This window comes from Cupriavidus sp. 05L310, assembly GCF_056398185.1.
Map to the genome: position 1 here is coordinate 1 of NZ_JBFTOX010000074.1, position 14,349 is coordinate 14,349.

Here is a 14,349-nt window from a genome sequence, read left to right on the forward strand (position 1 = left end):
GCCAAGAAGGCAGCGCCGGCCAAGAAGGCAGTAGCACCGGCAAAGAAGGCCGCTGCGGCTGCACCGGTGGCGAAGCCGCTGAAGGAAACCTTCACCAAGGCGAGCTTGCTGGCCCACCTGGTCGCCCAGACCGAGCTCGACGCCAAGACCGTCAAGACCGTGCTGGCCCACCTGGAAAACATGGTCCTGAGCGCGGTGCACAAGAAGGGTGCGGGCGAGTTCACGCTCCCTGGCCTGCTCAAGGTCACTGCCCTGCAAGTGGCGGCGACCAAGAAGCGCTTCGGCAAGAACCCGTTCACCGGTGAGGACCAGTGGTTCGCGGCCAAGCCGGCCACCGTTAAGGTGAAGGTCCGCCCGCTGAAGAAGCTGAAGGACGCCGCCCTGTAAGGCGTACCGACCTGTTGAACGAATGGAGCCCGCGAGGCTCCATTTTTTTCGACCCCGGCTGGCAAGAGAATAGGCCCCTTTCCGCGGGCCCCGAACGACGGGTCAGCAGGGTGGATGTCAAGGCAGGCGGACGGCCGAGATCGGCCATAAACGGTCTCCGGTCGACAGCCCAACACGGACATTCGGATGGCGGCTCCGCCCCAGTTAGCGGACCCACACCTGTGAGAGCACGCAATTGTGATTCGCTGAGACTAGCGGTGAGCTCGCAAGGATAGCCGAACCGACCATACGGGTTCATGGGGGTATCAACCCCTGGCGGTAAAGCAGCCGCGATATCCATGCGCGTCGTCTGCTGCGACAGCGGAACCTGGTTGACGCCATCAAATACCGTCGTTGCCTGGGCACCCCAATCGCACCAGATATTGGTGCGCACATAGGGCTGCCACACCTGCTCGTTTGCACCCTCAATGCTCCGGCAGCGTGTGCCGGAACATGACTGGGAGCTCAGGTATGTTTCACTCTCTTTGTCTCCCGTTCCCGGTGTATTTCTTTTGTTTTGCATTATGCGCACTGTTGCGCAAGACGAGCGAAAAATCACCGATCGTCAGGACACCCGCTCTAGAAGAGCATCAGCGATAGTCTGGAATCCCGCTAGGCGCAGCGGCTCCATGGCAGACAGCGTGGGATCAACGGCGAATTGCGCCACCACGGTCTCAGCGTTCGGCGCGATCCATAGGCGCTGCCCATACTGCCCGCGGCAGGCGAAGGAATCGTGCCGGTCGTGGTAGAACCACATTTGACTGCGGTAGGAGCCACCGCCAATGCCGCCGCCACCTCCGTCACCGAAAGCTTCACGATCACCGCCCTGCCGGATGCTCTGGTACACAGCTTCTGGCAGAATCTGTCGCCCGTTAAATGCACCGAAGCAACGTAGCGTCTCTCCCAGCCGAGCAAAGTCGCGCAGGATCGCGCTCATGCCTGCCGCGGCCCATTCGGTACCGCCGGCATCGATGGAAATACTTGCGTCGCGCTCCGCGCCGAGATGTGACCAAATGAGGGAGCTGATGAGTGCGTCCAGGCTTTGCCCAGTCGTCTTGCGGAGGATCCACCCCAACGCGTCCGTACTGCCGTTGTCATAGCGGAAGCTTCCGCCGTGCTCGCCCATCGGTCTGGCGGCACTCAGAAGCTCATAGACGCCGTTTGGTCCGGTATAGTCGGCAGGCCTGGGGATGAAGCCCAGGCCCATGATGTAGTCCACTTGAACCTGCCCCGGTACTTTGGGCTTGTCGGAGAACATGAAGCTTGCACGCATGTCCTGCAGTTCCCGCAAGGTTGCGCTGCCTACAGGGGACATACGCAACTCCGGCACATAGGCGCTTGCCGGCTTCGTCTCGTCCAGGATCCCATCGTGAATCAGTGTCTCCGCAAGCAAGCCCACGACACTCTTTGTGCATGAGTACATTGAATGGACCGTAGAGGCATCCATGTCCCCTAAATAAGCTTCGTAGACGACATTGCCTCGGTGCATCACAAGCATTGCGTCTACCCCTGTGCGGCAAAGCACTTCCTGCATCGACAGGGTCTGTCCATCCCCGGTGTCGACCGGGAGTGACTCCAAAGCCAGCACATCGCCCCACGGCAGCGGAGAGATTGGCTCGATTCCCCGAGAAATGCGGGCGGAAGGAAACAAGCGAGACGGGTTCTGGATTCTCCACCCCATGTTTTCCGGCTGGTAGCAATTGCTTGTCGTGACGCGCTTGTCCGCAGGAGGCGGGAAGCCGACCATGATCCCCTGACTTTTCGGGGAAATATTTGGGTTGTCGATTTGCACGGGATTCCTTTTAGGCTCGGTTGTGCGGGGATCCACTACCATGTATCTTCATAGTGACCATGCGAGTGCTCATGCCTCAGACATCTCCTGACCAGCCGAGGGGTAGGGCATGTTTCCACCGCCGTACAGTCCACGTGCCCTGAAGCCGAGGCCTGGTACCTTTACCGCATCGGCATCAGGCAAGATCCACGGTTCGATCAGGTTATAGGTCATGGCGTCTTGAACACATTCTCCAAGATCGCGTACGCACGCAGCGGGAACACCGGCCGCATTCAGGCGCGTCTCCAAATCTGTGGCAGATCTGCGGTTCATTTCGTCATGCAGCAACGCGCGCAGTGAATCACCTTGCGCCGCGTCGACAAAGCCGCGAGTCTGCCCGGCGAGCAGCGGCTTAACCTCCTCCTCAATGCCTAGCACGCTCGCCAGCCCCAGCAACTGCTGCGGCGTATTTGCTCCCACCGCCAGGAATCCGTCCTGACAGCGAAAGGTCTCCGCACCCGGACTACCGGAGTACCCGACGTTGCCTACTCGCGCGGGAGCCTTGCCGGTGGCCATCACATCCACGGTCATCGGATACATCAACTGGAGTGCAGCCCCGAACATAGAGACATCAATGCTCTCGCCAAGCCCAGTCAGGTCGCGCCGCCGGATGGCCGCCAGCACGGCAAGGGCGGCCAAGATGCCCGTGGCGCTATCGACCACAGGGAAGCCCACCTTGATCGGCCCGTCCCCCTGTGCCCCAGTCAGCAGCGACATGCCGGACGCGGCTTGGATGACGTGGTCATAGGCGGGGCAATCAGCCCACTGGCTCTGACGCCCATAGCCACTGATGGCACAATGAATCAGTTCAGGCTTGCGAGCGCGCATATCCGCCTCACCAAATCCGAACTTATCCAGAACACCGGGACGCATGTTGTCCACGACAACATCTGCCTCTGCGAACAATTCCCACGCACGTGCCTGACCGCATTCCGTGGCCAGATCGAGTTCGACTATCTCCTTGCCGTGGTTGAGCGACGCAAACGACTGTGGTTTGTTGCGGAGCGAATCTCCGCGATGAGGGTTCTCAACCTTGATGACACGTGCACCTAGTGCTACGAGGTAGTATGTCGCGAACGGGCCCGCGATTACATTTGAAAAATCCAACACAACGATGCCATGCAGGGGCGAAGTGGAGGCAGGCAGCGCTGCTGCCCGATCCGAAAATCTCATGATGAACTCCGGCTAGGGAAAGGATCGGCAAGCGCCATAACGCCAATGAAGTACTGCCCCAAAGGAAACGAGAAGAACAGCTCAGCGCTTGGATGCATCGACGAGTCTGGCGAGTTCCGTCATCGCGGCCAAATCGCCCTCGATCAACCTGTGGAATTCATCCGGGCTCTTGCTCAAGGTACGTACCAGCCCGGTAGCCTCGATCGCTTGAGCCACTGAAGGTGCATTCAACGCCCCCGCAATCTCCTGCCGCAGGCGCTCCGCAATTGGGAGCGGGGTTCCCGCACGGACCACATAGCCACTCCACAATCGCCCAAGGGGCAACTTGATTCCCGCCTCATCCAGTGTCGGAACGTCGGGCAGCGAATGGATGCGTTCGCTGTTCCGCACGGCCAGTGATCGTAGTTTGCCGGCAGGAACAAACTGCATTGCCGTGAAAACGTTGATGAGTGTGAAGTCAATTTCGCCAGCCATGACTGCATTGACCATTTCCGGGCCGCCCTTGTATGGCACCGGAAGTCCGCGAAAACCTGCCGCGCGCTCCAAGGCGAGTTGGCTCAGGTGCTCGTAGCTGCCGACCCCTAGCGTGCCGTAAGTGAGCTTGCCGGGGTTCGCTCGGCCATAGCTCACCAACTCCCTGATCGTCTTGAACTGCGATTTCGGGTTGACGACGAGCACGCCGGGTGTTTCTCCAGTCTTGATGAGCGGCTGGAAGTCCTTCAGGAGGTCAAACCGCTTTTGCACGGCTTGCACTGCGACGAAACTGGAATTGACGTAGAGAAGCGTGTAGCCATCCGCTGGTGCCGACAACGCAGATTGCACGGCAAGTTGATACAGGCCGCCAGGCTTGTTCTCGACAACCACTGGCTGCCCAAGGCTCTTCTCCATCTGTACGCCCATCAGCCGCACAACAACGTCGGCGCCTCCTCCGGCGGGCAAGCCAACCACAATCCGCATTGGCCGCGCCGGAAACTTCGGCTGAGCTATGGCGGGAAATGCGGCGTAGGCGCCAGCCACGCTCAGTGAGGCAAGAAATTGCCTGCGATTGACGCTCGTTGACTTGCTCACGTGCGGTCTCCGGTAGTTGTTCTGCGTAAGGAAAATCGTATCGGCACCACCCATAAAAATCAAATATGATAGTCTGATCGAAGCATCATGATTAAATATGGCAGAGAACAGAACTGATCCCGACTACGGGTTGCCCGAAGATGACCCGCGTTCAACACCTCGGAATGGAAAGCTTGGCCGCCTGCGGGTCCGCCACTTGCAACTGCTCGATCACATTGACCTGACCGGCTCGCTAACGGCGGCCGCGGCTGCCATTGGTGTGAGCCAGCCAGCCGCAACGATCATGTTGCGGGAGGTTGAAGAAGCGTTTGGCCGCTCGCTGATTGAGCGTTTGCATCGAGGTGGCCGCCTGAATGCGGCTGGCGCTCAGGTGCTTGTCCGGCTGCGAGTGGCGCTAAGCGCGCTCGATGCCGCTACGGCCTCCCTCCATGCGGACATAGCGCTACCGCTCGTGAGAATTGGCATTCTGCCGCTTGTTGGTATCGAGGCAATCTGCAGCGTAGTAGGCAAGCTCGAGGTCGCCGGCGACTTGCCGCGTATCGAAGTGCAGACAGGTACCGTCGGAGAACTGCTGAAGATGTTGAGTGACGGCGTCGTCGATTGCGTGGTCAGTATGTTCGATCACGATACCGCCGCGACAGATGTCCAGCGTTTCCAGCTAACCAGGCTTTGGGAAGAGCGGCTCGTCATCGTAGCGGCCGCAGGCCATCCACTTGTCCGCCGCCGCTCCGTGGAGCTCCACGAACTACTGGACGAAGCCTGGATTCGTGCGCCAGAAGGCAGCAGAAATCGGCACTCATTGGATAGATTCTTTCTGAGCGCCGGATTGACACCACCGCCCGCACGCGTCGTAACGAGATCGTTTCACATCGGCCTCGGACTGGTATCCGCAAGTCGCATGCTGGCTGCTGTCCCTGAAAGCACCTTTCGGCAGTATTCTGGCCGTGTATGTCAATTGCGCATCGGGGCGCAGTTTCCTTCCAACCACGTGAACCTGATGACGCTTCGGGACGTTACACCACCGCCCGTGGTTAAGACGCTTGAAGCCGCGTTCAAAACGTACGCTGATGAACTTCAGGGAGGCGCGAGGAAAAATTCATCACCGGTCTCTCAGAATAAGAAAACTGCTGCAGACAGATCTAAACATTAGATCGAAAGTGCCTTGTGTCGGGACGAAGCTCTCTCTTTCCCGAAGCAGGTGACCTTCGGCTGGATAGTTGGCACCTGGCAAAGGAATCGGTTCATCGGTCGGCGGCAATGGATTGCCGCAACGCTAAACTGAAGAATGTAAATCATCACGAATCTCGAGACTGCTACCACGACAGGCATATGGCCGCTGCCGGCCAGAAAGCGCCATCCGACCGTACCGTCAATCAGACGATCAAACGTCTCATCCGCAACCGCGAACGGTCACTGAATTTGGAATTCGGCTGCCCCCCATGCGGGTAATCAAAACAGGGAGTGAATCCTTCCAGCGGATTCACGCTGGGGCGAAAAGGAAGCTCTAGCTATGAACACCAGGCCGAGGGCTCGGACGATGGACAGATTGCCGGGAACCCGAATTGATGCCGGCTTCCGCACCAACCGAAGCGGAATAAATGCCCCGGCCGACACTGGCGACCAGGTGCCCCCGGGCGAAACGCGCCACGCGCGCGATGGCTTCAGCCACGGCCACCCCGGGCAGGCGCGACGCTGCAACAAAGAAGATCGGCACCATACTGGCGGCGCCCAGGCCCATCGAACTCCGTCAGTTCGGTGCTCGGCGTTCATCGCGGACGTCAAGTCAGCGACAGGCCACCATCCACCTTCATGATGCTTCCGGTAGTCCACGCCGACTCGTCGCTAGCAAGATGAACTGCGATCCCTGTGAGGTCCTGCACCGTCCCTATGCGACCGAGCGGGCAAAGGCGCGGAATCGACTCCGCTAGCCTGGCCTGCTGCTCGCCAGGAAGAGCGCGAATCGTATTTCGTCGTAGGGCGGTATCCACCGTACCTGGAGCAATTGCATTGACGCGAATTCCCCGAGGCGCCAGTTCAAATGACATAGCCTTCGTCAGCGAGTTGAGTGCACCCTTTGTGAGCGAGTAGACACAAGATGGACGATCCCACAGCAGCTTGTCGGAGAAGTACGACGACATGTTGATAACTGACGCACCAGGTGCGCGCATCATTGGCAGCAAACTTTGAGTCAGGAACAAGGGCGCAGCGACATTGAGGCTCACCTGGTCGTCGAACTCCTGGCCAGTCACGCTCCCCAGAGGCGTAAACACTGATACACCGGCGTCAGCGCGACGTGCTCGGCTGCCGCTAGGCCAGCGCGCATGTTCTGCTCGACAAGGAGAATTGCTATGCCTTCTTTGTGGCAATCGGCGAGTAGTTGAAGTACGGATTCGACAATCAACGGCGACAGACCCTCGGACGGTTCGTCGAGAATCATGAGCCGCGGATTGGTTAGAAGCGCGCGCGCGATGGCGAGCATCTGCTTCTCCCCGCCGGACAACTGGTTACCGTAGTTGTTCTTTCGCTCAGCGAGACGTGGTAGCGCGTCGTACACGCGATTCGTGTTCCAGTTCCCCGGGTGGCGTCCTTCCATCAGACGCATATGCTCATCCACGGTAAGCGAAGGGAATACGCGACGCCCCTGCGGCACGAGCGTGATGCCAGCGGCTGCAACTTCGTGCGACGACTTCCCGACCAGTTCCACATCGTCGAGCATGATTGACCCGCCACTTACCGGTAATATCCCCATGAGCGCAAGGCACAATGTCGACTTTCCGGCGCCATTGCGACCGAGTACCGTCAGCGCAGACCAAGCTGATACGATGCCTTTCCTCCAATTTCCCATAGCGCTTCACCCCGCTCGAAGACTTCTGTGCGGTTGTGCTCGCTACCACTGATGAGGGAAAGGAGGTTGAAATGGAAGCGCTGCGTGAATAGCTCTACCGGTTCCGACATCAGAACGGAGCGCCAGAGCGTATTGCGGTAAAGCAGGCCGGATTCGAACTAAGTAAACCCTGGCACCTTGAAGTTTAATGAAACGCCGTAGTTCTGGGAATGAAAATGGTCGCTGCTCGGATAGCTTCCTAGCTCCCAGCGAGCGATGAGCGAAACATCCGATATCGGGCCAAGCGACAGGTCATACCCAGTGGTTTTTCCGAGCGATAGTCTCGGGTTCAATACCATCAAACTCTGGAAATTTTTACCAGTATCGAAAGGCGTTCCGACGTTCTTTCCCTGATATGCCTCCGCATCGAAGTAGACGTCACCCCAGCTATGTCCACTAAAATGCTCGAACTGATATGTCATCAGCTTTTCGTTGCTGGTTCCACATATCCAAAGATTGCATCCGGCTTCGCCTGATTTGTTGCGATGACGATAAAACTATTAACATAAAAATCTGCTGCGGTTGATGTTCCAGGAATTTCTAGCTGCCCAGCGACAATTTATGAACCAAAAATCACTGATTTAATTTTCGCCATCTCTTCCAGTTCACATAATTATTTTTTAGACAGCAAAATTCAAAGCGAAAGGCAAAAGATCTTCCGCAACGACAAGCCATTTGGTAGTCGAATCGATTAAAAATCGTTTCTGGAATTACGTGCCGTAATTGCGAATAAATTTTGGCGACTAGTTTTGCGATGCGACGACTTACTGTCGCATGCGAGTTCGGAACGTCCTCGGCGCTCGCCCCGCTGTCGGCAAAGTGTGGCTTGTATTCCGAGAGGGACCCGCGCAGCGCGGGTCTTGCCTCACGGAAGTACTACTCGAAGCGGTCTTTGGCTGGCACCTCCTGCAAGCGAGAATCTTGTACTCGTTTGGTGATGTGAAGTGAGCTTAGGTAGACTCAATGAATGGCCGGTCGTTGCGCCTTGCCAGTACCTGCATCTTCCATTGACTGGGCAGCCAGGAAGGAGAGGTCTGGGGCCGACTCCTGTTGGCCGCGTTGCTTGACCACGGCACCGTCCTTCATCACCATCAGAATCTTCGCCGGTTCCTGCAGCACCTTTAGGTTCTCCAGCGGGTTGCCATCGACCAGCACCATATCGGCGTAGAAACCAGGAGCAATTTGGCCAATACTGTCGGGCTGCATCATGATTTCACCGCCCAGCTTGGTCGCCGCCACCAGGATTTCCTTCGGCGTCATGCCGATGTATTTCTCGAAGTGCTCCAGGTCGCGCGCGTTCGTCCCGTGGGGCATCCATGCGAAGCCGTAGTCGCCGCCCGGCAGAATCCGGATGCCACGCTTGTGCATCTTCTGCAGGGTCTCGGAAGCGGTTTCCAACTCGCGCGCATAGCCCATTTTCGTGGCGGTCTCGGTCGAGATGCCCCACTGCTCTGCGTGATACATCGTGCTGACCAGCCAACCGATACCGGGTGCAACAAAGTGCTTGTCCTTGTTCGCTTCCAGCATGTCGAGCGCCTCTTCATCGGCGAAGCTGGCGTGATAGACCAGTTCGATACCGTGCCGCACGCACTGCTTTACCGACTCGGCCGAGCGTGCGTGTGCGGCGACGCGCTTGCCAGCCCGCTTCGCTTCCGCAGCCAGTATCGCAATCTCTTCCTCCGAGAACGGCGAGGCTTCGGCCGGGATGCCGGCAATGTATTCGCCTGACAGATTCACCTTCAGATGGTCCACGCCATACTTGATGAACATGCGAGCCGTGCGGCGCATCTCCTCCGGACCAGACACGACAGCGCCGAAGCTGAGTTCGGGGAACGGCAGGTGCGGCAGGGTGTTGTCGCCGAGCCCGCCCTGGACGGTGATCTCCTGGCTGCCGGCCAGATAGCGCGGCCCGGGGAACTCGCCCGCATTGATGGCGTTGCGCGTCACCACGTCCAAGCGCGGCTTCGCGGTGGCCGCACCAATGGCCGAGGTCCAGCCCATCTCGAGGTAGCGCTTCGCCACGCACACGCACCACAGAATGTGTTCCTCGGGCGGCATGAACTGGATGGCGCTCAGCGTGGGCTGGTCATTCCAGGAGAAGTGCGTGTGCGCTTCCGTCATGCCCGGCATCAGGAACTTTCCGCCGCCGTCGACTACCTGGGCCCCAGGGGCGTCGATGATTTCGCCGGCTTTCGAAACGCTCGCAATCCGATTGCCTTCGACAAGGACTTGCCCGATGAACGGGTCAGCTCCGCTGCCGTCGAAGATATTGACATTGGTGAATACGATCTTGCTCATGTCCCCTCCACTCATTGTTGGCGGATTACTTGGTTACTTGATTACTTGGCCGTGTTGTAGAAGGCCAGCAGTTCAGCCACACACTCGGCCGGCTTTTCGAAGGTAGTCCAGTGGCCGCAACCGTCAAGCACGGTCACCTTGCTGCCCTGGATGCGCTCGCCCATCGCTTTCACGGCCGCAGGCTGGCCGACACCGTCTTCGCTGCCGGTCACCAGCAGAGTTGGCACGGCAATCTTCTCGACCTCGGCTGCCTTGGCACCCGCGAGGGCCTCGCAGCTCTGCGCGTAGCCTTCGGCCGTCTGACGCATGACACTTTCGCGCACCAGCGTCAGGGTTACCGGGCGCTGGGTCTTCGTTTCAGCGCTGGTCGCGCCCTTCACGATGGCATCGGCCACTTCCTGCACACCGACGATACCCTTCTCACGGCACAGTGCTGCACGTGCCTTCATGCCAGCACGACCAGCCTCGGGCGGCTCAATCAGCGGACCGAACAGCGCCAGGCTCTTCACCAGTTCCGGATGATTCACCGCCAAGTGTTGCGCTACGATGGTGCCCATCGAATGCGCGACCACGTGCGCCCCGCTTACCTGCAGTTCCGCCAACACGGCGGCAATCGTCTCGACGTACAGGTCGATGGACAGCGGCTCAGCGGCAAGCTCTGAGCGTGAGCTGCCCGGCAGGTCCAGTCGGATGACCTTCATGCCCTCGAAGGCCGGCTGCACCGGCGTCCAGTTGTTCGAGGAACCTGCCAGACCATGGATACACACCACCGGCTGACCTTCGCCCTCAACTTCCACAACTACGTTTTTGACTAGAATCGTCGTCATTCACCCACCTCATTCTCAAGTACACCAACGTTTTCAATCTCGATGCGAACCACATCGCCCTTCTGAAGGAATCTGGGTGGCGTAAAGCCAATCCCGACTCCTGCCGGCGTGCCCGTCGCGATGACGTCACCCGGTTGCAGTTCGATGCCAGCAGAGAGCGTCTCGATGAGCGTCGGAATGTCGAAAATCAGCTTCGACGTGTTCGAGTTCTGACGTAGTTCACCGTTGACCCAGCATTTGACATCGATGTTCTGTCCGTCGACTTCGTCCGCCGTGACGACGTACGGACCCATCGGGCAAAAGCCGTCCAGCGACTTGCCCAGGAACCACTGCCGGTGCAGCTTTTGCAGGTCCCGCGCGGTGAAGTCGTTGATGACCGTGTAGCCGAACACGTAATTCATGGCGTCGGCCTGGCTGATGCTTCGCCCCGCCTTGCCAATCACAACGCCCAGCTCGGCCTCGTAATCGAGCTGGCTGGTAACGCCCACGTGACGCGGAATGGTTGCGCCCGGGCCGATGATGGTCGACGCCGGCTTAGTGAAATACACAGGCGCTTCCGGCGCGTGCTCGCCATTCTTGGCACTGCTGTCGAAGCCCGAGTTCTGGAACTCGGCGGCGTGCTCGTGATAGTTCTTGCCGACGCAGAAAATGTTGCGGCGGGGGTTGTCGATGGGAGCCAGCACCTTGGCATCGCCCAAAGGCATCCCTGCTTCGCGACGGCGGAGGTCGCCCTTAAACTGGTCGAACTGTTGTACCAATTGGACCATGTCGCCTCGGAACTCGGGAATCAACGACTGCACAGGCCAATACCGCGAGGTGCCCGTATCCACGACGGCGATGAACTTTTCGCCGGCCAATTCTAGGTTTGCAAGTTTCATCTGGGTGGTCTCCTTTGTCTGCCCAATTGGTTTGCGCAGACTCAACTGTAGGACCATATTGGGTAGATTGCAAGCGTAAATTTACAGAGCCTTGACCAATTGGTACTGTTGCGTTAGGATTCGAGCACTGGGGATGCGGGGATAGTGATGAACGAAATCGAAGCCAAAGGCTCGGTTCGCGCGGCTGGCGCCAAGGCGCTTGCCGCATATCTGACAAGTGAAATCGCCTCCGGCCGGATGGGTGACGGCATGAAGCTGCCCGCTGAGCGGCACTTGAGTGAGCAATTCGCAACCTCACGTGGAGCCGTAAGGCGTGTGCTTCAGGACTTGAAAGACCGCGGCTTAATTACCCAATCGGTTGGCAGCGGTACCTTTGTGCGGCCTGGCGCGGCGCAGTCATTTCCATCGTCGGTTAGGCCGGAGGAGGACGAGGAGCTTTCGGCAAGCCAAACCAGTCCAGCGGAACTGATGGAGGCGCGACTGCTTATCGAACCGCTCATGCCGAAGCTCATTGCCCGCAACGCAACCAGCTCAGATTTTGCCAAGATGGTTGAGTGCCTTGACCGGTCAAAGGCAGCAAAGACCATCGAGGATTTTGAGTACTGGGATGGCGAACTGCATCGGACGTTCGCTCTTGCTACCCACAACTCTTTCTTCCTTAAGATTCTTGAGCTTACGAACCGCGTGCGAGAGCAAGGGGAATGGGGCCGTCTTAAGCAGCGCTCACTGACCCCCGAGCGTCGCAAGGAATATGAGACGCAACATCGAGCTATTGTTGAGGCACTCCGCGACCGGGACGCACAGGCTGCGAGCGACGCGTTGACTGGGCACCTGCGTCAGATTCAGCACAACTTGTTTTCAAGTTGACACCCGCAGGGCACCGCGGAGTCGCTACTGCAGGATATGGATGCGGTGCGTGCTTTCCAGCTTTCGAGGCGGGGCATTCGGAGCGCATGTGGCGAACGGCGGTTGTATTTCGGAAGCGGTCGTTATGGCCTATCAAGTCCGAAAGGCAGCATAGGGTCGAACTCGGCCATCGGCCGGCATCAGGCTTGGCAGCTTGACCCTACCCTTCCCGAAGTTTGGCGGCCAACAAACAAAAAGACCCCGTCACCTTGGTGGCGGGGTCTTTGCGTTGCAGGGTTGGTCAGGCGGCAAACGGCAGTTCCTCCTGATCTGTTGCCGCGTGGCTCCATGCAATGCGGGCCTCTGGAGGCATCGCGTGGAAGTCGACGGCTAGCGATCTCAGCCGCTCAGTATCGTACTCGAGCGTCAGGCCTAAGCGGTCCTTGTACGCCGTGCGGCGGCACACCTCGTCATGCTCGGTCTGCTGTGCGCGCGACAGCGTGAGGCAACCGTATTGCAGGTACCAGCGGTACCCCGCAGTGACCTGGCCGGGCTGGACACCCATACCATGGGTCTCCAGCATACGGTCCAGCTCAAAGTCCTGGAGCATGCAGGCAGCTTCGAAATCCACGGAGAACGACTGTTCCGTTGGCAGTCTCCATAAAGTCCGCCCCCCTGCCGTCACCGTGATCTCCGGCTCACAAGGCGATTCCGCGGTCATCGCTTCAGTGAACGGATCGCGCATGCCGGTCCATTCTGCAGCCGGCGCGAGATCATCCCATTCGCTCCCAACGTAGAGAAAGCGAGCGGTTGGCACCGTCGTTTGTGCGACAGCCGGAACCTCCGGAATGTCGAATCGGATGCCGCATTGATGAATATCGCGCCAATCCGCCCACATCGCAAAAGGCCTTGCCACGCCATTCAAAGACTGAAGCGCGTCGACGGCAACAATCATGTCGAGTGGCAACAACTCGAAGCGAGGCGCCTCCCCTGCCCGGCTCGCACGCTGCTGTTCGTCATAGTCGAGTTGCAACATGTACCGGCTCAGTTCCCGCAACATGGTCGGATGGTAAGTATCTGGCTGAATTTTGACGAAGTTGCCGCGGATCGTGCGACCGACCCAATGCCGCCGGCGCCAGTCGAAGCGTGTGTTCCGGATAAACCGATTCAGTCGCTGCAGGCCTTCGGCGTACGCATAGCGCTCGTCGTAAGCGATCATGTTGGCGAGGCTCTTGTCCTCAGCCATTTGGCACACATGGCAGCCCAGGCGGGCGCCACATTTTCCCTGCTTGCGCCCTGAACCCTCAAGGATTGCATCGGCGACGACGGCGCACGAAGTGCCGACCGAATGCGCGTACAGCCGCCTGGTCTCCTCGAAGTCCGAGTAGCCCGGGCGGCTCCCACCGCCATACAGCGCGATGGCCTCCCATACGGCATCAGAATTCCAGTGAGCGATCGGGCTAAGAACAAGCTCACCCTCCTTGTTGCTTGCAGGTCGGTCCGCAGACTCACCACGTTGGCGCATGTTGCTTGCGCGGCGTGCCCCCTCATCAAAGCGTGTACCGAGGCAGGTCACGGGTGTGGCCGCGCTTCGCTCAGCGAGGCTACGGAAAAGCTGCTTGCGGAACGCGCGTTGTGGGGCAATTTTTAGATCAAAACTGCAGTCCCCATGCAAGCCGGGGAAGCTGGGCAGCGCCCGTCCAGTCAGCACTTTCACCTGGAAGGTAGACGCCAGTTGCGGCTCGACGACTTTCGCAATGACCGTGAATCCGTGCTGTTCTCCAAATGCGCGCATCCGCTTCAGTTCAGCCCGGTAATGTAGATTAACTTCCGGGCTTTCGACCTTCGTATCGCTTGTGGTGACGATCACCAGCGGCTCGCCCCCGGCGGCACGGTGCAGCAACGCCGCGTGCAGCACCAACGCTGCCACGACGCTACTGTCCTTGCCCCCACTATAGGCGATGACCACCGGATGCGCAGCTTGGAACAGACGAAGGATCGCACCGATGGCACGGTCAATCTTCTGCTCGATGGGGTCGTGCGCGCCCTGGGGAAACAGCTCAATGGTCTGGCTCATGGTAGAGACCTCTTGTAGGAAAGAAAACGGCGCTCCCGAGG

14 protein-coding genes are annotated in these 14,349 nt (G+C 58.9%); 4 read left to right on the plus strand and 10 right to left on the minus strand.

What is annotated here, in order from left to right; all coding sequences use genetic code 11:
- The coding region (locus AC1DS6_RS36880; RefSeq protein WP_477104350.1) for an HU family DNA-binding protein at nt 1-387 on the plus strand (387 nt) is incomplete at its 5' end.
- Between the two features lie 604 nt (nt 388-991).
- On the opposite strand, the gene AC1DS6_RS36885 is transcribed toward AC1DS6_RS36880, so the two are convergent.
- From AC1DS6_RS36885 to AC1DS6_RS36895, 3 genes are all read right to left on the minus strand, one after another.
- Nucleotides 992-2,218 (minus strand): serine hydrolase domain-containing protein, encoded by a 1,227-nt coding sequence (locus AC1DS6_RS36885; RefSeq protein ID WP_477104351.1) that lies wholly within the window; start codon nt 2,216-2,218, stop codon nt 992-994.
- 69 nt (nt 2,219-2,287) lie between these two features.
- Nucleotides 2,288-3,430 (minus strand): CaiB/BaiF CoA transferase family protein, encoded by a 1,143-nt coding sequence (locus AC1DS6_RS36890; RefSeq protein ID WP_477104352.1) that lies wholly within the window; start codon nt 3,428-3,430, stop codon nt 2,288-2,290.
- Nucleotides 3,431-3,511: 81 nt separating this feature from the next.
- Nucleotides 3,512-4,498, minus strand: coding sequence for a Bug family tripartite tricarboxylate transporter substrate binding protein (locus AC1DS6_RS36895; protein ID WP_477104353.1), 987 nt, complete (start codon nt 4,496-4,498; stop codon nt 3,512-3,514).
- 97 nt (nt 4,499-4,595) lie between these two features.
- On the opposite strand from AC1DS6_RS36895, the gene AC1DS6_RS36900 reads away from it, so the two are divergent.
- On the plus strand, nt 4,596-5,648 hold the full coding sequence (locus tag AC1DS6_RS36900; RefSeq protein ID WP_477104354.1) for a LysR substrate-binding domain-containing protein: 1,053 nt from the start codon (nt 4,596-4,598) through the stop codon (nt 5,646-5,648).
- 628 nt (nt 5,649-6,276) lie between these two features.
- Here AC1DS6_RS36900 and AC1DS6_RS36905 read toward each other — a convergent pair.
- The 4 genes from AC1DS6_RS36905 to AC1DS6_RS36920 all read right to left on the minus strand — a co-directional run bounded on the left by AC1DS6_RS36905 (nt 6,277) and on the right by AC1DS6_RS36920 (nt 9,512).
- Nucleotides 6,277-6,720, minus strand: coding sequence for an SDR family NAD(P)-dependent oxidoreductase (locus AC1DS6_RS36905; RefSeq protein ID WP_477104355.1), 444 nt, complete (start codon nt 6,718-6,720; stop codon nt 6,277-6,279).
- Between the two features lie 23 nt (nt 6,721-6,743).
- Nucleotides 6,744-7,343, minus strand: coding sequence for an ABC transporter ATP-binding protein (locus AC1DS6_RS36910; protein ID WP_477104356.1), 600 nt, complete (start codon nt 7,341-7,343; stop codon nt 6,744-6,746).
- Nucleotides 7,344-7,501: 158 nt separating this feature from the next.
- Nucleotides 7,502-7,804, minus strand: coding sequence for an outer membrane protein OmpK (locus AC1DS6_RS36915; RefSeq protein WP_477104357.1), 303 nt, complete (start codon nt 7,802-7,804; stop codon nt 7,502-7,504).
- 538 nt (nt 7,805-8,342) lie between these two features.
- Nucleotides 8,343-9,512, minus strand: coding sequence for a metal-dependent hydrolase family protein (locus AC1DS6_RS36920; RefSeq protein ID WP_477104358.1), 1,170 nt, complete (start codon nt 9,510-9,512; stop codon nt 8,343-8,345).
- On the opposite strand from AC1DS6_RS36920, the gene AC1DS6_RS36925 reads away from it, so the two are divergent.
- Nucleotides 9,489-9,740, plus strand: a complete 252-nt coding sequence (locus AC1DS6_RS36925) for a hypothetical protein (RefSeq protein WP_477104359.1) — start codon at nt 9,489-9,491, stop codon at nt 9,738-9,740. The two genes, AC1DS6_RS36920 and AC1DS6_RS36925, sit on opposite strands and share 24 nt — an antisense overlap.
- On the opposite strand, the gene AC1DS6_RS36930 is transcribed toward AC1DS6_RS36925, so the two are convergent.
- Both AC1DS6_RS36930 and AC1DS6_RS36935 read right to left on the minus strand, forming a co-directional pair.
- Nucleotides 9,722-10,507: an alpha/beta fold hydrolase gene (locus AC1DS6_RS36930; RefSeq protein ID WP_477104360.1), complete on the minus strand. Its 786-nt coding sequence runs from the start codon at nt 10,505-10,507 to the stop codon at nt 9,722-9,724. The two genes, AC1DS6_RS36925 and AC1DS6_RS36930, sit on opposite strands and share 19 nt — an antisense overlap.
- Nucleotides 10,504-11,385, minus strand: a complete 882-nt coding sequence (locus AC1DS6_RS36935; protein ID WP_477104361.1) for a fumarylacetoacetate hydrolase family protein — start codon at nt 11,383-11,385, stop codon at nt 10,504-10,506. The genes AC1DS6_RS36930 and AC1DS6_RS36935 overlap by 4 nt, the downstream gene beginning before the upstream one ends.
- A gap of 147 nt (nt 11,386-11,532) precedes the next feature.
- Between AC1DS6_RS36935 and AC1DS6_RS36940 the strand changes: the two genes are divergently transcribed.
- Nucleotides 11,533-12,252 carry a FadR/GntR family transcriptional regulator gene (locus AC1DS6_RS36940; protein ID WP_477104362.1) on the plus strand — a complete coding sequence of 240 codons (720 nt, stop codon included), beginning with the start codon at nt 11,533-11,535 and terminating at the stop codon, nt 12,250-12,252.
- Nucleotides 12,253-12,532: 280 nt separating this feature from the next.
- Here the strand turns inward: AC1DS6_RS36940 and AC1DS6_RS36945 are convergent, their stop codons facing one another.
- Nucleotides 12,533-14,308: an adenine nucleotide alpha hydrolase family protein gene (locus tag AC1DS6_RS36945; protein ID WP_477104363.1), complete on the minus strand. Its 1,776-nt coding sequence runs from the start codon at nt 14,306-14,308 to the stop codon at nt 12,533-12,535.
- Nucleotides 14,309-14,349: the final 41 nt, after the last annotated feature.